The 23,590-nt window shown below is 68.8% G+C and carries 31 protein-coding genes; 22 read left to right on the forward strand and 9 right to left on the reverse strand.

The window, feature by feature from the left end; all coding sequences use genetic code 11:
* Position 1 precedes the first annotated feature (1 nt).
* The 14 genes from ACXYX3_RS05120 to sppA all read left to right on the forward strand — a co-directional run bounded on the left by ACXYX3_RS05120 (position 2) and on the right by sppA (position 8,214).
* The gene (locus ACXYX3_RS05120) at positions 2–631 is read left to right on the forward strand and encodes a hypothetical protein (protein WP_458610398.1); all 630 of its coding nucleotides are present in this window, start codon (positions 2–4) and stop codon (positions 629–631) included.
* 5 nt (positions 632–636) lie between these two features.
* Complete coding sequence (locus tag ACXYX3_RS05125) at positions 637–1,515, forward strand: formylglycine-generating enzyme family protein (RefSeq protein ID WP_458610399.1); 879 nt, start codon at positions 637–639, stop codon at positions 1,513–1,515.
* A 216-nt stretch (positions 1,516–1,731) separates the two neighbouring features.
* The gene (gene rplN, locus ACXYX3_RS05130) at positions 1,732–2,100 is read left to right on the forward strand and encodes a 50S ribosomal protein L14 (protein WP_003883432.1); all 369 of its coding nucleotides are present in this window, start codon (positions 1,732–1,734) and stop codon (positions 2,098–2,100) included.
* On the forward strand, positions 2,101–2,418 hold the full coding sequence (gene rplX, locus ACXYX3_RS05135; RefSeq protein WP_241205134.1) for a 50S ribosomal protein L24: 318 nt from the start codon (positions 2,101–2,103) through the stop codon (positions 2,416–2,418).
* Position 2,419: 1 nt separating this feature from the next.
* A complete protein-coding gene (rplE, locus tag ACXYX3_RS05140; RefSeq protein WP_241205135.1) occupies positions 2,420–2,986 on the forward strand; it encodes a 50S ribosomal protein L5 in 567 nt (188 codons plus the stop codon).
* A gap of 3 nt (positions 2,987–2,989) precedes the next feature.
* Positions 2,990–3,175: a type Z 30S ribosomal protein S14 gene (locus tag ACXYX3_RS05145; RefSeq protein WP_241205136.1), complete on the forward strand. Its 186-nt coding sequence runs from the start codon at positions 2,990–2,992 to the stop codon at positions 3,173–3,175.
* 77 nt (positions 3,176–3,252) lie between these two features.
* The gene (rpsH, locus tag ACXYX3_RS05150) at positions 3,253–3,651 is read left to right on the forward strand and encodes a 30S ribosomal protein S8 (RefSeq protein WP_011895861.1); all 399 of its coding nucleotides are present in this window, start codon (positions 3,253–3,255) and stop codon (positions 3,649–3,651) included.
* A 22-nt stretch (positions 3,652–3,673) separates the two neighbouring features.
* Entirely contained in the window at positions 3,674–4,213 is a 540-nt protein-coding gene (gene rplF, locus ACXYX3_RS05155) for a 50S ribosomal protein L6 (RefSeq protein WP_241205137.1), read from the forward strand.
* A gap of 3 nt (positions 4,214–4,216) precedes the next feature.
* Positions 4,217–4,630 (forward strand): 50S ribosomal protein L18, encoded by a 414-nt coding sequence (gene rplR / locus ACXYX3_RS05160; RefSeq protein WP_241205138.1) that lies wholly within the window; start codon positions 4,217–4,219, stop codon positions 4,628–4,630.
* 25 nt (positions 4,631–4,655) lie between these two features.
* The gene (rpsE, locus tag ACXYX3_RS05165; RefSeq protein ID WP_241205139.1) at positions 4,656–5,321 is read left to right on the forward strand and encodes a 30S ribosomal protein S5; all 666 of its coding nucleotides are present in this window, start codon (positions 4,656–4,658) and stop codon (positions 5,319–5,321) included.
* A 4-nt stretch (positions 5,322–5,325) separates the two neighbouring features.
* Positions 5,326–5,505, forward strand: coding sequence for a 50S ribosomal protein L30 (rpmD, locus tag ACXYX3_RS05170; protein WP_043405808.1), 180 nt, complete (start codon positions 5,326–5,328; stop codon positions 5,503–5,505).
* A gap of 3 nt (positions 5,506–5,508) precedes the next feature.
* Positions 5,509–5,952 carry a 50S ribosomal protein L15 gene (gene rplO / locus ACXYX3_RS05175; protein ID WP_241205140.1) on the forward strand — a complete coding sequence of 148 codons (444 nt, stop codon included), beginning with the start codon at positions 5,509–5,511 and terminating at the stop codon, positions 5,950–5,952.
* Positions 5,953–6,070: 118 nt separating this feature from the next.
* On the forward strand, positions 6,071–6,412 hold the full coding sequence (locus tag ACXYX3_RS05180) for a DUF732 domain-containing protein (protein WP_458610400.1): 342 nt from the start codon (positions 6,071–6,073) through the stop codon (positions 6,410–6,412).
* A gap of 32 nt (positions 6,413–6,444) precedes the next feature.
* Complete coding sequence (gene sppA, locus ACXYX3_RS05185) at positions 6,445–8,214, forward strand: signal peptide peptidase SppA (protein ID WP_458610401.1); 1,770 nt, start codon at positions 6,445–6,447, stop codon at positions 8,212–8,214.
* On the opposite strand, the gene ACXYX3_RS05190 is transcribed toward sppA, so the two are convergent.
* From ACXYX3_RS05190 to ACXYX3_RS05205, 4 genes are read right to left on the reverse strand one after another with little or no spacing between them, the layout of a single operon-like run.
* Positions 8,180–9,133: a class I SAM-dependent methyltransferase gene (locus tag ACXYX3_RS05190; protein ID WP_458610402.1), complete on the reverse strand. Its 954-nt coding sequence runs from the start codon at positions 9,131–9,133 to the stop codon at positions 8,180–8,182. The genes sppA and ACXYX3_RS05190 overlap by 35 nt on opposite strands.
* Positions 9,134–9,135: 2 nt before the next feature.
* The gene (locus ACXYX3_RS05195; protein WP_458610403.1) at positions 9,136–10,038 is read right to left on the reverse strand and encodes an SAM-dependent methyltransferase; all 903 of its coding nucleotides are present in this window, start codon (positions 10,036–10,038) and stop codon (positions 9,136–9,138) included.
* On the reverse strand, positions 10,035–10,946 hold the full coding sequence (locus ACXYX3_RS05200; protein ID WP_458610404.1) for a class I SAM-dependent methyltransferase: 912 nt from the start codon (positions 10,944–10,946) through the stop codon (positions 10,035–10,037). Before ACXYX3_RS05200 ends, ACXYX3_RS05195 begins: the two co-directional genes overlap by 4 nt.
* Positions 10,947–10,952: 6 nt before the next feature.
* Positions 10,953–11,879: an SAM-dependent methyltransferase gene (locus tag ACXYX3_RS05205; RefSeq protein WP_458610405.1), complete on the reverse strand. Its 927-nt coding sequence runs from the start codon at positions 11,877–11,879 to the stop codon at positions 10,953–10,955.
* Between the two features lie 278 nt (positions 11,880–12,157).
* On the opposite strand from ACXYX3_RS05205, the gene secY reads away from it, so the two are divergent.
* Genes secY through ACXYX3_RS05235 form a run of 6 tightly spaced genes read left to right on the forward strand, consistent with a single transcriptional unit; the run spans position 12,158 to position 16,621 of the window.
* A complete protein-coding gene (gene secY / locus ACXYX3_RS05210) occupies positions 12,158–13,495 on the forward strand; it encodes a preprotein translocase subunit SecY (protein WP_221358021.1) in 1,338 nt (445 codons plus the stop codon).
* Positions 13,492–14,037: an adenylate kinase gene (locus ACXYX3_RS05215; RefSeq protein ID WP_458610406.1), complete on the forward strand. Its 546-nt coding sequence runs from the start codon at positions 13,492–13,494 to the stop codon at positions 14,035–14,037. The genes secY and ACXYX3_RS05215 overlap by 4 nt, the downstream gene beginning before the upstream one ends.
* 2 nt (positions 14,038–14,039) lie before the next feature.
* Positions 14,040–14,837 (forward strand): type I methionyl aminopeptidase, encoded by a 798-nt coding sequence (map, locus tag ACXYX3_RS05220; RefSeq protein ID WP_458610407.1) that lies wholly within the window; start codon positions 14,040–14,042, stop codon positions 14,835–14,837.
* A gap of 59 nt (positions 14,838–14,896) precedes the next feature.
* Entirely contained in the window at positions 14,897–15,412 is a 516-nt protein-coding gene (locus tag ACXYX3_RS05225; RefSeq protein ID WP_241205149.1) for a sigma-70 family RNA polymerase sigma factor, read from the forward strand.
* A complete protein-coding gene (locus ACXYX3_RS05230) occupies positions 15,409–16,116 on the forward strand; it encodes a zf-HC2 domain-containing protein (RefSeq protein ID WP_458610409.1) in 708 nt (235 codons plus the stop codon). The genes ACXYX3_RS05225 and ACXYX3_RS05230 overlap by 4 nt, the downstream gene beginning before the upstream one ends.
* Before the next feature lie 16 nt (positions 16,117–16,132).
* A complete protein-coding gene (locus tag ACXYX3_RS05235) occupies positions 16,133–16,621 on the forward strand; it encodes a MarR family transcriptional regulator (protein WP_458610411.1) in 489 nt (162 codons plus the stop codon).
* On the opposite strand, the gene ACXYX3_RS05240 is transcribed toward ACXYX3_RS05235, so the two are convergent.
* Both ACXYX3_RS05240 and ACXYX3_RS05245 read right to left on the reverse strand, forming a co-directional pair.
* Entirely contained in the window at positions 16,618–17,814 is a 1,197-nt protein-coding gene (locus ACXYX3_RS05240) for a GAF domain-containing sensor histidine kinase (RefSeq protein WP_458610413.1), read from the reverse strand. The two genes, ACXYX3_RS05235 and ACXYX3_RS05240, sit on opposite strands and share 4 nt — an antisense overlap.
* Complete coding sequence (locus ACXYX3_RS05245) at positions 17,811–18,485, reverse strand: response regulator (protein ID WP_458610416.1); 675 nt, start codon at positions 18,483–18,485, stop codon at positions 17,811–17,813. Before ACXYX3_RS05245 ends, ACXYX3_RS05240 begins: the two co-directional genes overlap by 4 nt.
* A gap of 92 nt (positions 18,486–18,577) precedes the next feature.
* Here ACXYX3_RS05245 and ACXYX3_RS05250 point away from each other — a divergent pair, with 92 nt between their 5' ends.
* On the forward strand, positions 18,578–19,342 hold the full coding sequence (locus ACXYX3_RS05250) for an HAD family hydrolase (protein WP_458610418.1): 765 nt from the start codon (positions 18,578–18,580) through the stop codon (positions 19,340–19,342).
* A 36-nt stretch (positions 19,343–19,378) separates the two neighbouring features.
* A complete protein-coding gene (locus ACXYX3_RS05255; protein ID WP_458610420.1) occupies positions 19,379–19,936 on the forward strand; it encodes a TetR/AcrR family transcriptional regulator in 558 nt (185 codons plus the stop codon).
* Here ACXYX3_RS05255 and mmsB read toward each other — a convergent pair.
* The 3 genes from mmsB to ACXYX3_RS05270 are packed head-to-tail and all read right to left on the reverse strand — an operon-like array spanning position 19,933 to position 23,501.
* The gene (mmsB, locus tag ACXYX3_RS05260) at positions 19,933–20,805 is read right to left on the reverse strand and encodes a 3-hydroxyisobutyrate dehydrogenase (RefSeq protein WP_458610422.1); all 873 of its coding nucleotides are present in this window, start codon (positions 20,803–20,805) and stop codon (positions 19,933–19,935) included. The two genes, ACXYX3_RS05255 and mmsB, sit on opposite strands and share 4 nt — an antisense overlap.
* A 13-nt stretch (positions 20,806–20,818) precedes the next feature.
* A complete protein-coding gene (locus tag ACXYX3_RS05265) occupies positions 20,819–21,976 on the reverse strand; it encodes an acyl-CoA dehydrogenase family protein (protein WP_458610424.1) in 1,158 nt (385 codons plus the stop codon).
* A gap of 4 nt (positions 21,977–21,980) precedes the next feature.
* A complete protein-coding gene (locus ACXYX3_RS05270) occupies positions 21,981–23,501 on the reverse strand; it encodes a CoA-acylating methylmalonate-semialdehyde dehydrogenase (RefSeq protein WP_458610426.1) in 1,521 nt (506 codons plus the stop codon).
* Positions 23,502–23,590: the final 89 nt, after the last annotated feature.

The raw sequence follows: 23,590 nt of genomic DNA on the forward strand, positions 1-23,590 counted from the left end.
CATGGTTCGCGGGGTGCTGCTCCTGCTGTGGGCGAGCATGGTGCTGCTGCTCCCGTCGTGCGCCCGCAGCAGTGACGGCACCCCGACCGCGCAGTTCGTCGAATCCAGCACGGCAGCAACGTCGTCGGAGGCCCCGGCTGCGGTGGCGCTCGACGATGTGCCGGGGGTGGTGCCCACACCGGCCTCCGCACCCGGTGAGGACTGTGCGCCGTCAGGCGTCCCGGTCGATGTGCGCATCGACGATCCGAACGCCCCCACGGTGGTGGTCGGGCTGCCCGACGGCTGGACTGCGACGCCCTCGCCGGCCGGCGCGACGATGCAGGGTCCCGGGATGTCGGGCACCGCGACCATCACGGCGACGCCGCTCGATCCCGCTGCGGCGTTCCGGCGCTACGCCGACGAGCTGACCGCCGAGAGCGAGCTGAGCACGCTGAGCCTCCTGCCGGCCGAGACCTGCGGCTTCAGCGGACAGAAGCTGATGGGGCAACTGGACGACGTCGTGTACCAGGCCCGCATCGTGCACGTGCCGGGCTACCTGATCACGGTGTACGCCGAAGCGCCGACCGGCAGACCGGACTTCGACGCGGCTGCGTCGGTGCTGACCGCGGGCTTGCAGATCGGCCTACCCTGAACCCCATGTTGACCGAGCTCGTCGCACTCGACGGTGGGCGGTTCCGGATGGGGTCGACGCAGTTCTATCCCGAAGAGGCGCCGGCACACACGGTCACCGTCGACGCGTTCGCGATCGAACGGCACCCTGTCACCAACGCACAGTTCGCCGCGTTCGTCGCCGACACCGGCTACCGCACGGTCGCAGAGCTCGCCCCCGATCCGGCGGCCTACCCCGGCGCGTCACCCGACGACCTCGTGCCCGGCGCGCTGGTGTTCCGGCCCACCGGAGGTCCGGTCGACCTGCGCGACTGGCGGCAGTGGTGGGAGTGGGTGCCCGGCGCGAACTGGCGGCAGCCCCACGGGCCGGGCAGCTCCGCCGATGCCGATCACCCTGTGGTGCAGGTCTGTTACGCCGACGCGCTGGCCTACGCCCGCTGGGCCGACCGACGGTTACCCACCGAGGCGGAGTGGGAATTCGCCGCCCGCGGCGGTGCGAGCACCATCTATCCCTGGGGCGACGAGGCGGCCCCCGGCGGGGAGCAGATGGCCAACATCTGGCAGGGCGATTTCCCGTACCGGCACACCGGCCGCATCGGCACGACCCCGGTGGGAACGTTCCCCCCGAACGCCCACGGCCTGGTCGACATGATCGGCAACGTCTGGGAATGGACCACCACCCGGTTCGCCGGGCACCACCAGCTGGCCGAACGCGTCGAGTCGTGTTGCGGGCCGAGCGCACCGGATGCTGTGCCCAACCCGGCGGTGAACCAAGCGCTCAAGGGCGGTTCGCACCTGTGCGCCCCGGAGTACTGTCACCGCTACCGGCCGACCGCACGCTCCCCGCAGTCCCAGGACAGCGCGACGACGCACATCGGCTTCCGGTGCGTGGCGGGGGCCCGCTGACCAGCGATTTGGTGCATTCGCCGAGCTCACCTAGTATGTAGGGGTTGCCTAGGGCAGACCTCGGTTATCTCTGGTTCATTCTGACGGAGAAAACCCTGCGTGCTCTTTAGGCGACGAAGACCGCGCACGTCAGGTCGGCATCTGCCGTGCACACGAAAACCCAGGTCATCCGGCGGGCACGAGCGAAGCGAGCCGGGGCTGTAGACAGGAGATCTAGTGATTCAGCAGGAATCGCGGCTCAAGGTCGCCGACAACACGGGCGCCAAGGAGATCTTGTGCATCCGCGTTCTCGGTGGCTCGTCGCGGCGCTACGCCGGCATCGGTGATGTCATCGTGGCCACCGTCAAAGACGCCATCCCCGGCGGCAACGTCAAGCGCGGCGACGTCGTCAAGGCCGTCGTCGTGCGCACCGTCAAGGAGCGCCGCCGCGCCGACGGCAGCTACATCAAGTTCGACGAGAACGCCGCCGTCATCATCAAGGCCGACAACGACCCGCGCGGAACGCGCATCTTCGGGCCCGTCGGTCGCGAATTGCGCGAGAAGCGCTTCATGAAGATCGTCTCGCTCGCCCCGGAGGTGTTGTAGATGAAGGTCCGCAAGGGCGACACCGTGCTCGTCATCTCGGGCAAGGACAAGGGTGCCAAGGGCAAGGTCCTGGTGGCCTACCCCGAACGCAACAAGGTCCTGGTCGAGGGCGTGAACCGGATCAAGAAGCACACCGCGCAGTCCGCCAACGAGCGGGGCGCCTCCTCGGGCGGCATCGTGACGCAGGAAGCCGCGATCGCGGTCTCCAACGTGATGCTGCTCGATTCCGACGGCAAGCCGACCCGCGTCGGTTACCGCATCGATGACGAGACCGGCAAGAAGGTCCGTGTCGCCAAGACCAACGGCAAGGACATCTGAGATGACAACTGCTGAAACCAAGACCCTGCCCCGCCTGAAGCAGCGCTACCGCGACGAGATCCGCGAGTCGCTGCAGAAGGAATTCGGCTACGCCAACGTCATGCAGATCCCGGGCGTGGTGAAGGTCGTCGTCAACATGGGCGTCGGTGACGCCGCCCGCGACGCCAAGCTGATCAACGGCGCGGTCAACGACCTCGCGCTGATCACCGGCCAGAAGCCCGAGATCCGCCGGGCCCGCAAGTCCATCGCCCAGTTCAAGCTGCGCGAGGGCATGCCCATCGGCGCCCGCGTCACACTGCGCGGCGACCGCATGTGGGAGTTCCTGGACCGGCTGATCTCGATCTCGCTGCCCCGTATCCGCGACTTCCGCGGCCTCAACAGCAAGCAGTTCGACGGCACCGGCAACTACACCTTCGGGCTGACCGAGCAGTCGGTGTTCCACGAGATCGACGTGGACAGCATCGACCGCCCGCGCGGCATGGACATCACCGTCGTCACCACGGCGACCAACGACGACGAAGGTCGGGCGCTGCTGCGGGCGCTGGGCTTCCCGTTCAAGGAGAACTGAGCAATGGCAAAGAAGGCTCTGGTCAACAAGGCCAACAAGAAGCCCAAGTTCAAGGTGCGGGCCTACACGCGCTGCAACCGGTGCGGCCGCCCGCACGCGGTGTTCCGCAAGTTCGGCCTGTGCCGTATCTGCCTTCGCGAGATGGCGCACGCCGGCGAACTGCCCGGCGTCCAGAAGTCCAGCTGGTAAGCCAGCCCAACCCACGAAACATGTTGCGGTAGGCCCGAATAACCGGGAACCGCCGCGAGAAAGGTGAACCGGCTGTCATGACCATGACGGATCCGATCGCAGACTTCCTGACACGTCTGCGCAACGCCAACTCGGCGTACCACGATGAAGTGACCCTTCCGCACAGCAAGATCAAGGCCAACATCGCCGAGATCCTGAAGTCCGAGGGGTACATCAGCGACTACCGCACCGAGGATGCCCGCGTGGGCAAGTCCCTTGTCGTGCAGCTCAAGTACGGGCCCAGCCGCGAGCGGAGCATCGCCGGCCTGCGCCGCGTGAGCAAGCCCGGTCTGCGGGTCTACGCCAAGTCCACCAACCTGCCCCGAGTGCTCGGCGGGCTGGGTGTGGCCATCATTTCCACGTCGTCCGGACTGCGGACCGACCGCCAGGCATCCCGCGAGGGTGTCGGCGGCGAGGTCCTCGCGTACGTGTGGTAACGGGAACGGAGGAGCAGGACTAATGTCTCGCATTGGAAAGCAGCCGGTCCCGGTTCCCGCCGGCGTCGACGTCACCATCAACGGGCGCAACGTCGAGGTCAAGGGCCCCAAGGGCACGCTGACCCTGGATGTGGCCGAGCCGATCGAGGTGTCGCGCGACGACGACGGCGCCATCGTGGTGACCCGGCCGAACGACGAGCGCCGCAACCGCTCGCTGCACGGACTGTCCCGCACGCTGATCGCCAACCTGGTGACCGGCGTGACGCAGGGCTACACCACCAAGATGGAGATCTTCGGCGTCGGTTACCGCGTGGTGGCCAAGGGCAGCGACCTCGAGTTCGCCCTGGGCTACAGCCACCCGGTGCTGATCAACGCCCCCGAGGGCGTGACCTTCGCGGTCGAGACGCCCACGAAGTTCTCGATCTCCGGCATCGACAAGCAGGCCGTCGGCCAGATCGCGGCGAACATCCGCCGCCTCCGCAAGAGCGATCCCTACAAGGGCAAGGGCATTCGCTACGAAGGCGAGCAGATCCGCCGCAAGGTCGGAAAGACAGGTAAGTAGTAGATGGCTACCAACACCAAAACCCCAGCAGCCGCCGGGCACACCCCGGTCGGCAAGAACGTTTCCCAGGTCCGCCGGACGGCACGGACTCGCCGGCATGCGCGGCTGCGCAAGAAGGTGGCGGGCACGGCCGAGCGGCCGCGCCTCGTCGTCAACCGCTCGTCGCGGCACATCCACGTGCAGCTGGTCGACGACGCCCAGGGCGTCACGCTGGCGGCGGCCTCCTCCATCGAGGCCGACGTGCGTGCGGTCGAGGGTGACAAGAAGGCCGCCGCCACACGGGTGGGCCAGCTGATCGCCGAGCGCGCGAAGGCCGCCGGTATCGACCAGGTCGTCTTCGACCGCGGTGGCAACACCTACGGCGGTCGGATCGCGGCGCTGGCCGACGCGGCGCGCGAAGGCGGGTTGAAGTTCTGATGACGTACAACGAGAGGACTGCATGATGGCCGACCAGGCTGGCGCCGGTTCGGCGCAGGACAATCGCGGCGGCCGCGACGACCGCGGCGGGCGAGGCCGCCGGGACGATCGCGGCGGCCGGGGCGGTCGTGACGATCGCGAGAAGAGCAACTACCTGGAGCGCGTGGTTGCGATCAACCGCGTCTCCAAGGTCGTCAAGGGTGGTCGCCGGTTCAGCTTCACCGCGCTGGTGATCGTCGGTGACGGCCACGGCATGGTGGGCGTCGGCTACGGCAAGGCCAAAGAGGTCCCGGCCGCGATCGCCAAGGGCGTCGAGGAAGCTCGCAAGAACTTCTTCCGCGTCCCGCTGATCGGCGGCACCGTGACCCATCCCGTGCAGGGTGAGGCCGCGGCCGGCGTCGTGATGCTGCGCCCGGCCAGCCCCGGTACCGGTGTCATCGCCGGTGGCGCGTGCCGCGCGGTGCTGGAATGCGCCGGCGTGCACGACGTGCTGGCCAAGTCGCTGGGCAGCGACAACGCGATCAACGTGGTGCACGCGACCGTCGCCGCGCTGAAGCTGTTGCAGCGCCCCGAAGAGGTCGCGGCGCGCCGCGGCCTGCCGATCGAAGATGTGGCGCCCGCGGGCATGCTGCGGGCTCGCCGCGAGGCCGAGGCTGCGGCCGCAGGCGCCGCGCGTGAGGGAACGGCGTAAGAACATGGCAGAGCTCAAGATCACCCAGGTGCGCAGCACCATCGGTGCGCGCTGGAAGCAGCGGGAGACCCTGCGCACCCTCGGGTTGCGCAAGATCCGCCAGTCCGTGGTGCGCGAGGACAACGCGCAGACGCGCGGACTGATCAAGACCGTGCACCACCTCGTCACGGTGGAGGAGGTTTAACCCATGGCTCCGATCAAGCTTCACGACCTGAAGCCGGCTCCCGGAGAGAAGACGCCGAAGACCCGCGTGGGTCGCGGTGAAGGCTCGAAGGGCAAGACCGCGGGCCGTGGCACCAAGGGCACCGGCGCCCGCAAGAACGTCCCGGTGGGCTTCGAGGGCGGCCAGATGCCGATCCACATGCGCCTGCCCAAGCTCAAGGGCTTCCGTAACCGGTTCCGTACCGAGTACGGCGTGGTCAACGTCGGCGACATCGCCAAGGCGTTCCCCGAGGGCGGCACCATCGGTGTCGACGAGCTGGTGGCCAAGGGACTGGTCCGCAAGAACGTTCTGGTGAAGGTCCTCGGCGACGGCAAGCTGTCGGCCAAGGTCGACGTCACCGCCCACAAGTTCAGCGGTAGCGCCCGCGAGGCGATCACCGCCGCCGGCGGCAGCGCCACCGAACTGTAAGGCGATACACAGCCATTGACCCCCGCTCCGGCGGGGGTTTTTGGTTGGTGGACGGTAACGTCATGGCCGCCAGGGGCGATGGAGTCACCGACGGGGAGACCAAAGGAGCAGCTCGACAATGAAGCACCGGCGCGCAGTGGCGGCGATCATCGCCGGCGGGATCGCCCTCGGTATGGCGGCACCCGCTGCGGCGCAGACCACCGACGAGGCATTCACCGCAGCCGTGACCAAGCTGGGCATCCCGTTCGCGCCGAACACCGACCTGCCCGCGGTCGGTAAGCAGGTCTGCGAGCTGCTGACCGACAGCCTGGCCGCCAACAGCGTCAACCCGGTGCCCGCGGTGCGCGGCGTGGTCAGCACGTTGTCCAGCCGGGGGCTCGACCGCGCCCAGGCCGGCAGTCTGCTGAAGTTGTCGGTGCAGGCATATTGCCCGCAGCAGGCTCGCTTCGTCGGGCGCTGAGCGTCTCCTCCGGCGTCGGTACGCTCGGAGCCATGGTTTCTGTGCTGTCCGGTGTTCCCGGGATGGACGACGTCCGCGAATTGGTTCGTAAGGTCGACACCGCCCGGCATCAGGGGGTGCCCGACGGCGCCATCCTCGAAATCGATCTGCAGCAGGCGCCGCCGGAGACGGCCGGTTTCGACCCGATCGCGGTGGTGTCCGGCATCCTCGGCTCGAGCCGGCCCCTTCTGCTGCGCGAAACCGTCGCCGCGATCCACCGCGCCGCCGAGGATCCCCGCGTCGCGGGACTGATCGCCCGCGTTCAGATCGATGCGGCCCCACCGGGACCCGTGCAGGAACTGCGCGCCGCGATCGCGGCGTTCACCGAGCGCAAGCCGTCACTGGCGTGGGCCGAAACTTACCCGGGCACTCTGTCGTACTACCTGGCCTCGGCGTTCGGCGAGGTGTGGATGCAGCCGTCGGGCACCGTCGGGCTGGTCGGTTTCGCGACGAGTGCACTGTTCCTGCGCGACGCGCTGGACAAGCTCGGCGTCGAGGCCCAGTTCACCGCGCGCGGCGAATACAAGTCCGCGGCAAACCTTTTCACCCAGGACGGCTACACCGAGGCCCATCGTGAGGCTGACACGGCTCTGGTCAACAGCCTGCGCGCGCAGGTGTGGGAGGCGGTGGCGGCATCGCGGGGCATCGACCTCGACGCCCTCGACGGCCTGGCCGACCGGGCGCCGCTGCTGCGCGACGACGCCGTGACGGCGAAGCTGGTGGACCGCATCGGATTCCGCGACGAGGCGTACCTCCGCATCGCGGAGATGGCCGGGGCGCCTGCCGAGGACAGCGAGGCCGCGCCGCGACTGTTCCTGTCCCGCTACGCGCGCACCAACCGGCCGTCGATGCCGACCCCGCAGCTGCCGGGACGCAGCCGGCGCGGGATCGCCGTGGTGACTCTGGCCGGGCCGATCGTCAGCGGTAAGGGGCGGCCGGTCTCACCGCTGGGCGGTGCGAGCGCCGGCGGCGACACCATCGCCGCGGCCCTGCGGCAGGCCGGTGCCGACGACGACGTCGCCGCGGTCGTGCTGCGTGTCGACAGCCCCGGCGGTTCGGTCACCGGGTCGGAGACCATCTGGCGCGAGGTGGTGCGCCTGCGGGAACAGGGCAAGCCGGTGGTGGCGTCGATGGGCGCGGTCGCCGCCTCGGGCGGCTACTACGTGTCGATGGCCGCCGACGCGATCGTCGCCAACGCCGCGACGATCACCGGCTCGATCGGCGTCGTGACCGGCAAGCTGGTGACCCGCGAGCTCAAGGACCGGATCGGCGTCGGATCGGGCACGGTCCGCACCAATGCCAACGCCGACGCGTGGTCGGCCAACGCACCGTTCACCGACGAGCAGCAGGCTCACGTGGAAGCCGAGGCCGATCTCTTCTACACCGATTTCGTCCATCGCGTCGCCGAGGGGCGGGGCATGACCCCCGAGGCGGTGGACGCGGTGGCCCGCGGCCGGGTGTGGACAGGAGCAGACGCGCTCGAGCGTGGCCTCGTCGACGAACTCGGCGGTCTGCGCACGGCGATCTCCCGGGCCAAGGCCCTGGCCGGTATCGCCGAGGACACCAAGGTGGCCGTCACCCAGCTACCCGGCTCGTCCTTGCGAGACATGTTGCGGCCCAAGGCGTCGTCTCAGCCCGCGGCGGCGTCGCTGTCCGAGCTGTTCAGCACGGTGGCCGTGCGGTCGCTGACCGAGGTGGTCGAGCAGTCTCAGCGATCGCTGACCGGTGTCAACGTGCTGTGGCTGGGGGCGTCTCGCTACTGAGTTCGGCATCGAAACCGGCACTGATGTAGATGATCTCGCCGAGCGGATCGCCGTCGTCACGATCTGCGGGTAGCGGTCTGCCGTACCGGGTGAACAGTTCGTCGCGCGCCGCCGCGGTGACGTGCCAGCCCGCCGACGTCAAATAGTCGGGAACCGGGGTCCGCGGGCCGGTATACACCAGTGAGGGCATGTCGATGTCGAGGCCGTGTTCGCGCAGCGGCGCCGACGCCGCACGTGCCTTGTCCTCGTCGAGGTCGACGATGCCGGGCACATATTCGGTGGTGATCGTGCTGCCCGGTGCCGACAGCGCGGTGATGCGATCGAACAGCTGGTCCTGCGCCTGCGGCGGCAGGTAGATCAGCAGGCCCTCGGCCAACCACGCGGTGCCCGCCGCCGGGTCGAAGCCGTTGTCGCGCAACGTGTTCGGCCAGTCATCGCGGAGGTCGACGGCGATCGCGCGCCGGTCCGCGGTGGGATCGGCGCCGAGCGCGGCAAGCGTCGAGGACTTGAACGCGATCACCTCGGATTGGTCGAGTTCGAAGACGACCGTGTCCTCGGGCCAGGCGAGCCGGTAGGCCCGGGCGTCGAGGCCGGAGGCCAGGATCACCACCTGCCGGATGCCGGCGGCCGTCGCGGCCAGCACGCAGTCGTCGAAGAACCGGGTGCGGACGGCCATGCCGTCGATCATCGCCTCGGCACGTGCCGGGTCCAGCGCGGTCATCGCCGCCACGTCGAGCCGGCCGTCGACCATCGCGGTGAAGAAGTCGACGCCCACCGCACGGACCAGGGGAGCGGCGAACGGGTCGTCGATGAGCGCGTCGGGCACGGCGCTGGCCATCGCCCGGCCGGCGGCGACCAGCGTCGCCGTCGTCCCGACGCTGGACGCCAAGTCCCACGAATCCCGGTCTTGTCTGCCCACCGCTACGCCTCGCGTCGTGCCGTCAGGTACCCGGAATCGCCGAGCATCGTGAGCGCTCCGTCGGTGGGCGGTGTGAAGCCGTTGCGGGCATAGGCGTCGGCGTTCGGCAGCACGGAGACATGCCAGCCCGCGTGGGTCAGATGGTCACCGGCCGGGGTGCGCTCCCCGGCGTAGAACAGGGCGGAGAGGTCGATGTCACTGCCCTGGCGGCGGCTCCGTTCCGTCATCTCCTTCGCCCAGTCCTCCGTCATCGCACCGGGGTCCATGTGCTCGGTGGCCAGCACGCTTCCGGGCGCGGACAGCTCGGTGATGTGGTCCAGCAACCGGTCCTGGGCATCGGGCGGCAGATAGATCAGCAGGCCCTCGGCGATCCACGCGCTCGGCTGCGACGAATCGAAACCGTTGTCCCGCAACGCCTGTGGCCAGTCGTCGCGCAGGTCGATGCTGATGGCGACCCGGCGCGCACCGGGGGTCGCCCCGGCATCGGCGAGCGCGCGGGTCTTGAACTCGATGACCTGGGGTTGGTCCAGTTCGAAGACGGTGGTGCCGGCCGGCCAGGCCAGCCGGTAGGCGCGGGTGTCCAGTCCGGAGGCCAGGATCACGATCTGGCGCACACCGGCCGCTGCTGCGGTGGTCAGAGCATCGTCGAAGAAGCGGGTCCGCACGGCCATGTACTCGCGGGCCTCGCGCGTCTCGCTGTGGGCGCTGCCGTTCTCGCCGATCTCGCCCCGGGCCATCGTGGTGAAGTGGTCGATGCCGACGGCTTCGACCAGCAGCGCCGCGTATGGATCGTCGATCAGTGGATCGGGCCCACGGGAGGCGAGTGCACGCGAGGCGGCCACCGCCGTCGCGGTCACCCCGACACTCGTCGCCAGATCCCAGGTGTCCCCATCGGTGCGGCTCATGACTTCACCGCCGTCAGCGACAACGAGTTCTTCAGCATGTCGAGGGCTCCAGGGTCGAAGTGGCGCCCGTAGGCGGCGAACTCCTCGGGCCGGGTTCGGGTGCTGACCGACCACCCCAGGCCGGCCAGGTAGTCGGTCGGGGGAGTGCGTTCCCCGGGATAGAAAAGATCGCCGAGATCGGGGATCGCGCCATCGGGATCGTGGGCGCTCCACTGCTCGCGCAGCGCCCGGGAGCGTTCACCCAGCGACGCGCCGGCGTCGGGGTGGTACTCGGTGGCCAGTCGGCTGCCGGGCGCGGACAACTCGGTGATCGCGTCGAACAGCCGGTCCTGCGCCTCGGGCGGCAGATAGATCAGCAGTCCCTCCGCGCTCCACGCTGTCGGCGCGGCCGGGTCGAAACCGTGCGCCCGCAGCGCGGCGGGCCAGTCGTCGCGCAGGTCGACGGCCACCGCGCGCCGGTCCGCGGACGGACGGGCGCCGATCGCGTCGAGCGTGGCGTCCTTGAACGCGAGCACCTGCGCCTGGTCGATCTCGAACACCACGGTGCCGTCGGCCCAGTCCAGGCGGTAGGCGCGCGCGTCGAGGCCGGACGCCAAGATCACCGCCTGCCGGATGCCCGCGGCGGCCGCGTCGGTGAAGAAGTCGTCGAAGAACCGGGTCCGCACCGCCATCACGTCGGTCATGACCCGAGCGGCGCCGGAAGCGTCCGCCACGTCCAACGAGACCTCTCCATCGACGACCTTGGTGAAGAAGTCGATGCCCACCGCCCGCACGAGCGGGGCGGCGAACGGGTCGTCGATCAGCGGATCGGGTTCCCGGCTGGCCACCGCCCGGGCGGCCGCGACCATCGTCGCGGTGGCGCCGACGCTCGACGCGAGGTCCCATCGGTCACCGTCGATGCGCGCCACGGTCGGCTACTTCTCGGCGCTGACGTAGGAGACGTCGGCGAAACCCTGGTCCGCGTCGATCGGGGTCAAGCCATAGCGGCGGAGTAGGTCGTTGGCCGGCGTGGCCTGCGCGGTCCAGCCGCGCCCGGTCAGGTACTCGGCGACATCGGCGCGCTCCCCGAAGAACACCAGATCGGAGAACTCCAGGTCGAAGCCGTGTTCACGCCATTGATCGGTGGAGGCCTGCATGCGCTCGCGCATCTCCTCCTGATCGGCCTGCTGCTGCGTCGGCACGGCCTCGACGGCCACCCGGCTGCCCGGTGCGCTCAGCTCGCTGATCTGATCCAGCAGCCGGTCCTGCGCCTCCGGCGGCAGGTAGCCCATCAGGCCCTCGGCGATCCACGCCGTCGGCCGGTTCGCGTCGAAGCCGGCCTCGGCCAGCGCCCGCGGCCAGTCCTGCCGCAGATCGATCGCGACGGTCCTCAGGTCGGCGGTCGGCTCCGCGCCCAGACCGGCCAGTGTCTGCCGCTTGAACGCGATCACGTCGGGCTGGTCGATCTCGAAGACCGCCATGTCGGCCGGCCAGTCCAGGCGGTATCCGCGCGCGTCGAGGCCCGAGGCCAGGATGACGGCCTGGCGGATTCCGCCGGCCGCGGCGTCGGCGAAGAAGTCGTCGAAGAACTTGGTCCGGCCGGCCATCATGTCGGCGAAGTTGGTGACGCCGACGGGGTTCTGACCGTCTTCGTTGACGTCGAGATCCTCGGCGCTCAGCTCACCGGTGGCGAGCTTGGTGAAGAAGTCGACGCCGACGGCCCGCACCAGAGGCTCGGCGAACGGATCGTTGATGACGCGCTTCTCGGCCCGGCTGGCCACGGCCCGCGCGGCGGCGACCATCGTCGCGGTCGCTCCCACGCTGGATGCCAGGTCCCAGGTGTCGTTGTCGGTGCGTGCCATGACGACCTCCTCGTTCAGTGGGGGAATTAGATAGCTCGATTAACGAAGTTTTCTTCGAACTGTATTCCCCCAAACTGAGAGAATCCGCCGAGTCCACGAGCGTCCGTCAGATTCGGGGCAACGAAGATGCAACTGTTAGTCTCGTAGACTGTTCCAACGCGTGACCTGCGCAGGCCGTTCGTCTGCCCGGGACCGTCGCGCACAAGACTTAACCGACGCTGGTCACGCCAGCCACATGAGCACGCCGCGAACGACAGCTGGCCGTGCAGGAGGAAAGAGTGCTCTCGGCTTTCATCTCATCACTGCGGACAGCTGATCTGAGGCGAAAGATCCTGTTCACCCTCGGCGTCGTGATCCTCTACCGGGTGGGTGCCACGGTCCCGTCTCCCGGGGTGAACTACCCGAACGTGCAGCAGTGCATCGCGCAGGTCAGCGGTGGCGATTCCGCACAGATCTACTCGCTGATCAACCTGTTCTCCGGCGGCGCGCTGCTGCAGCTGTCGGTGTTCGCCGTCGGCGTCATGCCGTACATCACGGCGAGCATCATCGTGCAGCTGCTCGGCGTCGTGATCCCGCGCTTCGAACAGCTGCGTAAAGAAGGACAGGCCGGCCAGGCCAAACTCACGCAGTACACCCGCTACCTCGCGATCGCGCTGGCGATCCTGCAGTCCACCTCGATCGTCGCGCTGGCGGCCAACGGCGGTCTGCTGCAGGGCTGCACGCTCGACATCATCGAGGGCCAGAGCGAGGGCATGAACCTGTTCCGCCTGATCATCATCGTGCTGGTGATGACGGCCGGTTCGGCGCTGGTCATGTGGATGGGTGAGCTGGTCACCGAGCGCGGCGTCGGCAACGGCATGTCGCTGCTGATCTTCGCCGGTATCGCCGCCCGCATCCCCAGCGAGGGCAAGACCATCCTCGACAGCCGCGGCGGCATGGTGTTCACGCTGGTCTGCGTGGCCGCGCTGATCATCATCGTCGGCGTCGTGTTCGTCGAGCAGGGCCAGCGCCGTATCCCGGTGCAGTACGCCAAGCGCATGGTCGGGCGCAAGATGTACGGCGGCACGTCGACGTACCTTCCGTTGAAGGTGAACCAGGCCGGCGTCATCCCGGTGATCTTCGCGTCGTCGCTGATCTACATCCCGCACCTGATCACGCAGCTGATCCAGAGCGCCAGTGACAACCCGAGCAACGGCTGGTGGCAGACGTTCGTCGCCGACTACCTGACGAACCCGGCCGACCCGGTCTACATCGCGCTGTATTTCGGCTTGATCGTGTTCTTCACCTACTTCTACGTCTCGGTCACGTTCAACCCCGACGAACGTGCCGACGAGATGAAGAAGTACGGCGGCTTCATCCCGGGCATCCGGCCGGGCAAGCCGACCGCGGACTACCTGCGGTTCGTGCTCTCGCGCATCACACTGCCCGGCTCGATCTACCTGGGTGTCATCGCCGTGCTGCCGAACCTGTTCCTGGAGATCGGCAACACCGGGTCGGTGCAGAACCTGCCGTTCGGCGGTACCGCCGTGCTGATCGCGATCGGCGTCGCCCTCGACACCATCAAGCAAATCGAAAGCCAGCTCATGCAGCGCAACTACGAAGGGTTCCTGAAGTGAGAATCGTGTTGTTGGGCCCGCCCGGCGCGGGCAAGGGAACCCAGGCCCAGAAGCTGGCCGACAAGCTCGGCGTCCCGCACGTCTCCACCGGCGACCTGTTCCGGTACAACATCAGCAACAACACCGAGCTCGGTATGGAGGCCAAGAAGTACCTCGACGCCGGCGACCTGGTCCCGGCTTCGCTGACCAACGCGCTGGTCGACGACCGGCTCGACGACGAGGACGCTGCGGCCGGCTTCATCCTCGACGGCTATCCGCGCTCGGTGGAGCAGGCCGAGGCACTCGATGAGATGCTCGCCAAGCGCAATCTCTCCCTGGACGCCGTCCTGGAGTTCAAGGTGCCCGAAGAGGAGCTGGTGTCGCGCCTGCAGGGCCGCGGCCGCGCCGACGACACCGAGGACGTCATCCGGAACCGCTTCAAGGTGTACCGGGACGAGACCGCGCCGCTGCTCGATCACTACCGCGACTCCCTGACCACCGTCGACGCCGTCGGCGACCTCGACGAGGTGTTCGCCCGCGCGCTGAAGGCGCTCGGCCGCTAGACATGGTGTCGCTACCCGGACTGCGCAGCCGCAAAGTCGTTCCCCAGCGGACCGCCGGGGAACTCGACGCGATGGCCGCCGCCGGTGCGCTGGTGGCCGCCGCGCTGCGTGCGGTCCGGGAGGCTGCTGCCCCCGGGGTGTCCACCCTCGACCTGGACCGGATCGCCGAGGCGGTGATCCGCGACGGCGGCGGGGTGCCGTCCTTCCTGGGCTACCACGGTTTCCCGGCCACGATCTGCTCGTCGGTCAACGACCGCGTCGTGCACGGCATCCCCTCGGCGGCCGAGACGCTGGCCGCCGGCGACCTGGTGTCGATCGACTGCGGCGCGATCCTCGACGGCTGGCACGGCGACTCGGCGTTCACGTTCGGCGTCGGCGAGCTGATCGAGGCCGACGCCAACCTCTCGGCGGCCACCCGCGAATCGATGGAGGCCGGGATCGCGGCGATGGTCCCCGGAAACCGGCTCACCGATGTCAGCCATGCCATCGAGTCCGGCACCCGCGCCGCCGAAAAGCGCTACGACCGCGCATTCGGCATCGTCGCCGGCTACGGCGGGCACGGGATCGGCCGCGAGATGCACATGGACCCGTTCCTGCCCAACGAGGGTTCCCCCGGCCGCGGGCCGCACCTGGTGGCGGGCTCCGTGCTCGCGATCGAACCGATGCTGACGCTGGGAACGGCCAAGACGCGCATCCTCGACGACGACTGGACTGTGGTCACCACGGACGGCTCGCGGGCCGCACACTGGGAGCACACCGTTGCGGTCACCGACGACGGGCCGAGAATTCTCACCCAGTAGATTTCCTGGGTTGGTGAACCGGAACGCCGCCGCCACCGTGTCCTACACGGAGGTTGGGAATGGACGATCCGGAGGCCGCCATGATGCGCGTGCTCTACGACGAACACGGCGCCGCGCTGTGGCGCTACGCATTGCGATTGACCGGTGACCGGGCGCGTGCCGAGGACGTCGTCCAGGAGACGCTGCTGAAGGCGTGGCGACACCCAGCGGTCACCGCCGATGCGGACCGCTCCGCGCGGGCGTGGCTGTTCACGGTGGCCCGCAACATGATCATCGATGAGCGGCGCAGCGCGCGGTTCCGCAACGAGGCCGCCGAACCGGTGCCCGACGACGTCGCAGACCGCGCATCGTCCGACGAGGTCGACAGCGCGCTGAACCGAATCCTGCTCAGCACCGCGCTGGCCCAGCTGACCGAGGAACACCGCGCCGTCGTGCGCCGCGCCTACTACCAGGGCTGGACGACCGCGCAGATCGCCGCCGACCTCGGCATCGCCGAGGGAACCGTGAAGTCGCGGCTGCACTACGCCATGCGGGCCCTGAGGTTGGGACTCCAGGAGATGGGAGTGACCCGATGATCGACCACGACGACCGCTACCTGACCTGGGACGCCGCCTACGTGCTGGGCTCGCTCAGCAGCGACGAGCGCCTCGAGTACGAGACCCACCTCGCCCGCTGCGCCGAATGCCGCGACGCCGTTGCCGAACTGTCCGGCATGCCGGGATTGTTGGGCCTGCTCGACCTCGACGACGTGACCGCTCTGGAGGACGAGCAGCCGGACCCGCCGCTACGTCCCGAGGTACTCGACAACGTGCTGGCCAAGGTGCGCTGGCGCCGGCGGCGCAGCCGATGGGTGACCTCCGCGGTCGTGGGCATGGCCGCCGCGGTGCTGGCCGTCGGCATCCTGCTGGTGGCGCGACCGGCGATCATGGGGTTCGAGGACAGCACCAGCACGCAGAACACCGCGCAGATGGTCGACATGGTGAAGATGGCCCCGACGCCGATCAACGCCAGCATCGCGCTGACCGACTTCGGCTGGGGCACCCGCATCGACATGTCGTGCTCCTACGGCACGTGGGGTGAGGCCGCCGCGACGCCCAAGGATCTCGGCATGGTCGTCATCGCCCGCGACGGCACCCGCTCGCAGATCGCGACGTGGCTGGGGATTCCCGGGGCGACCGCGCTGCCCAGCGGGATGACCCCGATGCAGCAGGGTGACATCGCGGCGGTGCAGATGGTCTCGGTCGACGACGGAAAGGTGCTGCTGGAGAAGCAGCTGTGATGCGGTAAGAAGAGGCGTGCCCAGTGACCCCATCGCCGCCGCCCGCGCCAATTGGGAGGCCTCGGGGTGGGGCGAGGTGGCCGACGGCATGGTCGCCGTGACGTCGGTGATGCGGGCCCATCAGATCCTGCTCGCCCGCGTCGAGGCCGCGCTCCGGCCCTACGACCTGAGTTTTTCGCGGTTCGAGCTGCTGCGGCTGCTGGCGTTCAGCCGGTCCGGCGCGCTGCCGATCACCAAGGCCTCGGATCGGCTGCAGGTCCACGTCACCAGCGTCACGCACGCGATCCGCCGGCTGGAGGCCGACGGCTTGGTCGAGCGAATCCCGCACCCCACCGACGGGCGCACGACGCTGGTTCGGCTCACCGATCTCGGCCGGTCCACGGTCGAGGACGCGACGGTCACGCTCAACACCGAGGTGTTCGCCGATCTGGGGATCACGGGAGAGCAGTCGCGCGCGCTGGCGTCGGCCATCGAGACGCTGCGCCGCGGTGCCGGAGATTTCTAGCGGGCCGGCAGGGGGATGGTCGCGGTGACGGTGGTGCCCGCGCCGGGTCGGGACCGTATGTTGAGCCGGCCGCCGACGATCTCGGCGCGTTCGGCCATCGACAGCAGGCCGTAACCGCCCATCTCGTCGCTGCCCAGCGGCCGTTCCAGGGTGTCGAAACCGACGCCGTCGTCGGCGATCTCGAGCCGGGCCGTCTGGTCGTCGGCGTGGAACGCCAGCCGGGCCACGGTCGCGTGCGCGTGCTTGACGACGTTCTGCAGACACTCCTGGGCGATCCGGTAGAGCGCAAGCTCGATGTGGTCGGGCAGTCGGGTGTCGGCCAGGTCGGTGTCTATCTTGACCTGCGGGATCGACCGGGCCAGGCTGGCCAGCCCACCGGAGAGGCCGAGGTCGTCGAGCACGGGCGGGCGCAGACCGCTGATCGCGGCGCGGGCCTCCTGCAGAGTCAGATCGGCCAGTTCACGGGCACGGTCGAGTTGCTCGGTGAGCGCCGCGCGGTCGTCGGGGGAGCGAGCTGCCTGGGCCGCGGCGTCGAGCCGGTAGGACAGCGTCACCAGCCGCTGCGAGATGCCGTCGTGGATGTCGCCGGCTAGTCGGCGTCGCTCGATCTCCTGCGCCTCGATGACCTGCTCGACGAAGTTCTCGTGGGCGCGTTCCCGGGCCACCAGCTGACGGTGCAGCCGGGCCTGGTGCATGGCCCCGGCGATGAGCCGGCCGATCACCAGGAGCAGCTCCACGTCGCCGTCGCCGAACTCGCGCTCGGCCACGGTGTGCACGTTCAGCACGCCGACGAGCCCGCCGGGGGTGGACTCCATCGGCACCGACACCATCGAGGTGAAGTCGCGCCCGCGCAGCGACTCGAAGGGCAGGTAGCGCGGGTCGGACTCCTTGTCCCGGCGGATCACCACCGGTTCGAGGTGGCTGGCCACCCAGCCCGAGATCCCTTGTCCCAGGGGCAATCTGATCTTGCCTACCTCGGCGTCGAACGGTGGGGTGGCGCCGGCGAGCGTCAACGATCGCTCGGTGTCGTCGAGGACGTGCACGAAGCAGACGTCGCTGTCGGTGGCCGCGGTGATCATCCGGGCCGCGGCGGCAGCCAGCGGTTCGACACCGGGGCCGCGCGAGGCGGCCTGGATCAATTCGCGCAGCAGAGCCAGCTCGCGGTCAGCGGTCAGGATCGGCCGTGCGCTCATTGGTAGATGCCTTCGCGCAGCGCCATGGCCACCGCGCCCGTGCGGTCGTTGACCCCGAGCTTGCGGTACAGCGAGCTCAGGTGGGTTTTCACGGTCTCGTCGCCGATCACCAGCTTGGCCGCGATCGCGCGGTTGGAGAGACCGTTGACCACCAGGGCCAGGATCTCGCTCTCGCGCTGGGTGAGGCCCTGGCGCGCACCGGGCCAGAATTCGTCGCGTTGCAGCCGGGCGGCGGTGTCCACCGCCCGGGCGGCCATCACGGGATCGATCGCCGTCGCCCCGGTGTGCACGAACTCGAGCTGTCGCACCAGCTCCTCGCTGCTGATGCTCTTGAGCAGGTAGCCCGCCGCCCCGACGCGCAACGCCTGGAAGAGGTACTGCTCGTCGTCGTAGACCGAGAGCATCACGACGCGCCGGCCCGGGTCCCGCTCGCGCAACCGCTGACACAGATCGAGCCCGCTGGAACCCTGCATGCGCACATCGCAGAGCACGATGTCGGGATCGAGCTCGGCGACCACCCCCATCGCCTTCTCTGCCCCGACCGCCTGACCCACCACGGTGACCCTGCTGGCGAACGCCGCAAGCATCGCCTTGAGGCCCTCGATGACCATCTCGTGGTCGTCGACCAGCACGATCCGCACCGGGGCACTGCGCTCGGAGGGGCTGGTCATGGCCCTCACCTTAGAGGCGCTCCCGCGAATCCCCGTGGAATCCCCCTAATGGGGGAGGCGCCCACAGTGTGACGTGGGCCACCATTGCGTTCATGGAGCCCTCACACCAGAAAGCATGGCGAGCCGGTCGGTTCTGGTGGGACTCGGCCGGCCCCGGCGACAGCACAGCACCCACGCTGCGGCCCTCGCTGCAGGCGATGATCTTCGACCTCGACACGATCGCCGACATCGATTGCGCCGGCCACCGACTCGCGTTCAACGCGGCGTTCGCCGAGCTCGGCCTGGGCATCGTCTGGACCGAGGCGCGTTACCGGCAGCTGCTGGTGCTGACCGACGAGCGCCGACGGGTGGCGGCCGAACTGCGCAAACGAGGGATCAGTTCCGAGTGTGATGTGCTCGCCGAGCTCCTCGTCGACGACATCTGCGCACGGAAGAACCGCATCCTCGCCGAGACGATCCTCGACGCCGACATCACGGCGCGCGCCGGCCTGACGGATCTGATCACCGAGGCGTTCGCCGCGGGGATCAGCGTGGCCGTGGTCAGCTCCGGTAGTCACTCCTGGGTGGCGCCGCTGGTGCGGCAGCTCGTGGGGGACGGCGTGGTGAGCGCGATCGTCACCGCGGAGGACGCGCCGGGCGCGGATCTGTTCCGGGTGGCACTGTCCGAACTGGGCGTGACGGCCCGATGTTCGCTCGCGTTCGCGGCGTCGCCGGCGAGCCGCACCGCCGCGATGGCCACCGGGATGGCGACGATCCCGGTCAGCCCCGAGGGTGCCGGCACGCTGCAGCGGATCGCCGACTGCAGGCAGGCTCACGATTCCTGGCGCGACACCCATCCCACCCCGACCGCTGCCTAGCGTCCCGGGCGCACACCGCGCCCTATCCTTGCGCGGGTGAGCTCGACCCGGTCCCGCGATGCGTCGAAGACGCGCGCCGACATCCTGGCCGCGGCCCGCGCACGGTTCGGCTCCGAGGGCTATCAGGCCACCACGATGCGCGCGGTGGCGGCCGACGTGGGCGTCGACCCGGCGTTGATCAACCGCTATTTCGGCAGCAAGCAGGAACTGTTCGCCGAGGCCGCCGATTTCACCCTCGATCTGCCCGATCTCACGGCTGTCGCGCCTGACGATGTCGCCGACGTGCTGCTGTCCCGGTTCTTCGCGGTCTGGGAGCAGGACAGTACTTTCATTGCGCTGCTGCGGGCGGCGATGACCAGTGAGTCCGCCGTCGAGACGATGCGACGGGTGTTCGCCACCCAGGTGGGGCCGGCGCTGGCGGTCATCACCCCCGATCACGCGGCCCAGCGTGCCGGCCTGATGGGGGCGTTCGTCATCGGCTTGGCCGTCACCCGCTACGTGATGGTGAATCCCGCCGTCGCCGACCTGAGCCGTGACGAGCTGATCCGCTTCGCCCGCCCGGTGATCCGGCAGATCCTGCTCGGGCCCGTCTAGCCGCGCAGCATTTCGATCACGGCGCTGAAGTCCTTGTCGGCGTGTGCCTCGGCGAAGCGCGCGTAGATCTCGGCGGCATGGCTGCCCAACGGGGCCTGTGATCCCGTCGACTCCACCGCGGCCATCGCCAGACCGAGGTCCTTGTTCATCAGCGCAGTCGCGAAACCCGGGGTGAAGTCGTTGTTGGCGGGCGATGTCGGAACCGGCCCGGGCACAGGGCAATTGGTGTGTACCGCCCAGCAGTTGCCGGTGGCTCCGGTGATCACGTCGAACAGCGACTGGGCGGGCAGGCCGAGCTTCTCGGCGAGCACGAACGCCTCACCGATCGCGATCTGCTGCACCGCGAGCACCATGTTGTTGCAGAGCTTGGCGGCCTGCCCGGCACCCGAGTCGCCGCAGTGGATGATCTTGCCCGCCATCGGCTCCAGCACCGGGCGCGCTCGTTCGACGGCCGCGGTCTCACCGCCGAGCATGAAGGCCAGCGTCCCCGCGGTCGCGCCCTTGATGCCACCTGAGACCGGTGCATCGATCTGGGCGAGGCCGTGTTCTCCTGCCCGGGTGTGGATGGCGCGGGCGTCGTCGACCGAGATCGTCGACGTGTCGATCAGCAGTGCCCCGCTCGCCGCGGCCGGTAGCACCTCGTCGTAGACGGCCTTGACGATGTCGCCATTGGGCAGCGACGTGATCACGACCTCGGCTCCGCTGACCGCCTCGGCGCCGCTGTGGAACACCGCCGCGCCCTTCTCCTCGGCGGCGTCACGCAGGCCCAGCACGGGGTCGAAACCGCGCACGGTGTGCCCGGCGGCCACCAGGTTCGCCGCCATCGGCCCGCCCATGTGGCCCAGTCCCAGGAACGCGATCGTCGTCATGACAGCTCTCTCCTCACGAGGCGCGAGCCCGGGCGGCGGCTGCCCGCCCGACCACCACGCGCATGATTTCGTTGGTGCCCTCCAGGATGCGATGCACCCGCAGATCGCGGACGATCTTCTCCAGGCCGTACTCGCGCAGATAACCGTAGCCACCGTGTAGTTGCAGAGCGGAGTCCGCGACGTCGAAGCAGGCGTCGGTGACGTAGCGCTTGGCCATCGCGCACAGTTCCACCCGGTCGGGATGGTCCTCGTCGAGAGCAGTTGCCGCCCGCCACAGCATCATTCGCGACGTCTCCAGGGCGGTTGCCATGTCGGCGAGGGTGAACCGGATCGTGGGCTCGTCGATCAGCGCCCCGCCGAAGGCCTGCCGGTCCGCCAGATAGGAGCTGGCCTTGTCGTAGGCGGCTTGCGCGCCACCCAGCGAGCAGGCCGCGATGTTGATGCGGCCGCCGTTGAGTCCCTTCATCGCGATGCCGAAGCCGGTGCCCTCCTCCCCGCCGAGGAGTGCGTCGGCAGGCACCCGGGCGCCGTCGAGGACGACCTGGCGGGTGGGCTGGGCATGCCAGCCCATCTTCTGTTCGTCGGCACCGAAACTCAGCCCGGGCGTGTCCTTCTCGACGATGAAGGCGGAGATGCCCTTGGGTCCCTCGGCGCCGGTACGTGCCATCACGACGTAGACGTCGGAACTGCCCGCTCCGGAGATGAACTGTTTGACACCGTCGAGCACCCAGCCGTCACCGTCGCGAACAGCCTTGGTGCGCAGGGCGCTTGCATCGGAGCCGGCCCCCGGCTCGGTCAGACAGTAGCTGGCGATCGCGTCCATCGACGCGAGCCGCGGCACCCATGCTTTGCGCTGTTCGTCGGCGCCGAAGGTGTCGATCATCCACGCGCACATGTTGTGGATCGACAGGAACGCAGCGACGGTCGGGTCGGCGGTGGCGAGCTGCTCGAAGATCCGCACGGCGTCGATGCGCCGCAACCCGCTGCCGCCGACGTCCTCGCGACAGTAGATCGCGGCCATGCCGAGATCCGCCGCCTCCCGCAACACGTCGATGGGGAAGTGATGGGTTTCGTCCCACTCCAAAGCGTGAGGGGCCATGCGCTTTTCGGCGAACGCCGCGGCCGTCTCGGCGATCACACGGTCGTCATCGCCGAGGCTGAAGAAGTCCATGTCGCTACTTCATGGTCGGGATGACGAACTCCGCGCCATCCTTGATACCCGAGGGCCAGCGCTCGGTCACGGTCTTGACCTTGGTGTAGAACTGGATCGACGCCGGACCGTGCTGATTCAGGTCGCCGAAGCCGGAGCGCTTCCAGCCGCCGAAGGTGTGGTAGGCCACCGGAACCGGGATCGGCACGTTGACGCCGACCATGCCGACCTGCACGCGTGAGACGAAGTCGCGCGCCGCGTCACCGTCGCGGGTGAAGATCGCGACGCCGTTGCCGTATTCGTGCTTGCTCGGAAGGCTCAGTGCCTCTTCGTAATCGTGGGCGCGCACGATGCACAGCACGGGGCCGAAGATCTCGTCGGTGTAGATGCTCATGTCGGTGGTGACGTGGTCGAACAGGGTGGGCCCGATGAAGTAGCCGTTCTCCAGACTCTGGTCGTCGAAGGAGAGTTCGTCGGTGGTCCGTTCGCGGCCGTCGACCACCAGCTCGGCGCCGGCGTCGACACCCTGGCCGATGTAACTCTTCACCCTCTCGAGCGCGGCAGCGGTGACCAGCGGGCCGTAATCGGCCTTCGGGTCCAGGCTGTGCCCGACGCGAAGCTGATTGACCCTCTCCACCAAGCGATTACGCAGTCGGTTCGCCGTCTCTTCGCCGACCGGGACGGCGACGCTGATCGCCATGCATCGCTCACCGGCGCTGCCGTAGCCGGCCCCGATCAATGCGTCGACGGCCTGGTCGAGATCGGCGTCGGGCATGACGATCATGTGGTTCTTGGCGCCGCCGAAGCACTGGGAGCGCTTACCGTTGGCGGCGGCGGTGGAGTAGATGTACTGCGCGATGTCGGAGCTGCCGACGAAGCCGACAGCCTGGATGTCGGGGTGGGTGAGGATCGCGTCGACGGCTTCCTTGTCGCCGTGGACGACCTGGAAGACACCGGCGGGCAAACCGGCCTCGAGGAAGAGCTCGGCCAGGCGCACCGGCACCGACGGGTCCCGCTCGGAAGGCTTGAGAATGAACGCGTTTCCGCATGCCAGCGCGGGACCGGCCTTCCACAGCGGGATCATCGCGGGGAAGTTGAACGGGGTGATGCCGGCGACGACGCCGAGGGGCTGACGGATCGAGTAGACGTCGATGCCGCCGCCGGCGCCCTCGGTGAACTCGCCCTTGAGTAGGTGGGGGATGCCGATCGCGAACTCGATGACCTCGATGCCGCGCTGGATGTCGCCTTTGGCGTCGGGGACGGTCTTGCCGTGCTCGATGCTCAGCAGCTCGGCGAGCTCCTCGGTGTTGGCGTTGACGAGCTCGATGAACTTCATCATGACCCGCGCCCGCCGCTGCGGGTTCCACGCCGCCCATTCCTTCTGCGCCTCGACGGCCGAGGCGACCGCGGTGTCGACGTCGGCCTTGCTGGCGAGCAGCACCTGAGCCTGGACCTCACCGGTGCTGGGGTTCATCACGTCCGCGGTACGCGTGGACGCGAGCTCGCTGCGCTTGCCGTCGATGAAGTGGGGGATTCGCTTGGTCATGAGTCGGCCTTCCAGGAGCGACTGAGTGTCGATACTTGGACATCCTAGTAATCGTCGCGGGGAGCTGGCAAGGGCGAGAATGATGTCGG

The organism is Mycobacterium sp. Panama NTM2 (genome assembly GCF_054355555.1).

Coding starts and splice junctions, on each gene's coding strand:
- ACXYX3_RS05120 (WP_458610398.1), top strand. CDS start 2: ATGGTTCGCGGGGTGCTGCTCCTGCTGTGGGCGAGCATGGTGCTGCTG.
- ACXYX3_RS05125 (WP_458610399.1), top strand. CDS start 637: ATGTTGACCGAGCTCGTCGCACTCGACGGTGGGCGGTTCCGGATGGGG.
- rplX (WP_241205134.1), top strand. CDS start 2,101: ATGAAGGTCCGCAAGGGCGACACCGTGCTCGTCATCTCGGGCAAGGAC.
- rplE (WP_241205135.1), top strand. CDS start 2,420: ATGACAACTGCTGAAACCAAGACCCTGCCCCGCCTGAAGCAGCGCTAC.
- ACXYX3_RS05145 (WP_241205136.1), top strand. CDS start 2,990: ATGGCAAAGAAGGCTCTGGTCAACAAGGCCAACAAGAAGCCCAAGTTC.
- rpsH (WP_011895861.1), top strand. CDS start 3,253: ATGACCATGACGGATCCGATCGCAGACTTCCTGACACGTCTGCGCAAC.
- rplF (WP_241205137.1), top strand. CDS start 3,674: ATGTCTCGCATTGGAAAGCAGCCGGTCCCGGTTCCCGCCGGCGTCGAC.
- rplR (WP_241205138.1), top strand. CDS start 4,217: ATGGCTACCAACACCAAAACCCCAGCAGCCGCCGGGCACACCCCGGTC.
- rpsE (WP_241205139.1), top strand. CDS start 4,656: ATGGCCGACCAGGCTGGCGCCGGTTCGGCGCAGGACAATCGCGGCGGC.
- rpmD (WP_043405808.1), top strand. CDS start 5,326: ATGGCAGAGCTCAAGATCACCCAGGTGCGCAGCACCATCGGTGCGCGC.
- rplO (WP_241205140.1), top strand. CDS start 5,509: ATGGCTCCGATCAAGCTTCACGACCTGAAGCCGGCTCCCGGAGAGAAG.
- ACXYX3_RS05180 (WP_458610400.1), top strand. CDS start 6,071: ATGAAGCACCGGCGCGCAGTGGCGGCGATCATCGCCGGCGGGATCGCC.
- sppA (WP_458610401.1), top strand. CDS start 6,445: ATGGTTTCTGTGCTGTCCGGTGTTCCCGGGATGGACGACGTCCGCGAA.
- ACXYX3_RS05195 (WP_458610403.1), bottom strand. CDS start 10,038: ATGAGCCGCACCGATGGGGACACCTGGGATCTGGCGACGAGTGTCGGG.
- ACXYX3_RS05205 (WP_458610405.1), bottom strand. CDS start 11,879: ATGGCACGCACCGACAACGACACCTGGGACCTGGCATCCAGCGTGGGA.
- map (WP_458610407.1), top strand. CDS start 14,040: ATGGTGTCGCTACCCGGACTGCGCAGCCGCAAAGTCGTTCCCCAGCGG.
- ACXYX3_RS05225 (WP_241205149.1), top strand. CDS start 14,897: ATGGACGATCCGGAGGCCGCCATGATGCGCGTGCTCTACGACGAACAC.
- ACXYX3_RS05230 (WP_458610409.1), top strand. CDS start 15,409: ATGATCGACCACGACGACCGCTACCTGACCTGGGACGCCGCCTACGTG.
- ACXYX3_RS05240 (WP_458610413.1), bottom strand. CDS start 17,814: ATGAGCGCACGGCCGATCCTGACCGCTGACCGCGAGCTGGCTCTGCTG.
- ACXYX3_RS05245 (WP_458610416.1), bottom strand. CDS start 18,485: ATGACCAGCCCCTCCGAGCGCAGTGCCCCGGTGCGGATCGTGCTGGTC.
- ACXYX3_RS05250 (WP_458610418.1), top strand. CDS start 18,578: ATGGAGCCCTCACACCAGAAAGCATGGCGAGCCGGTCGGTTCTGGTGG.
- mmsB (WP_458610422.1), bottom strand. CDS start 20,805: ATGACGACGATCGCGTTCCTGGGACTGGGCCACATGGGCGGGCCGATG.
- ACXYX3_RS05265 (WP_458610424.1), bottom strand. CDS start 21,976: ATGGACTTCTTCAGCCTCGGCGATGACGACCGTGTGATCGCCGAGACG.
- ACXYX3_RS05270 (WP_458610426.1), bottom strand. CDS start 23,501: ATGACCAAGCGAATCCCCCACTTCATCGACGGCAAGCGCAGCGAGCTC.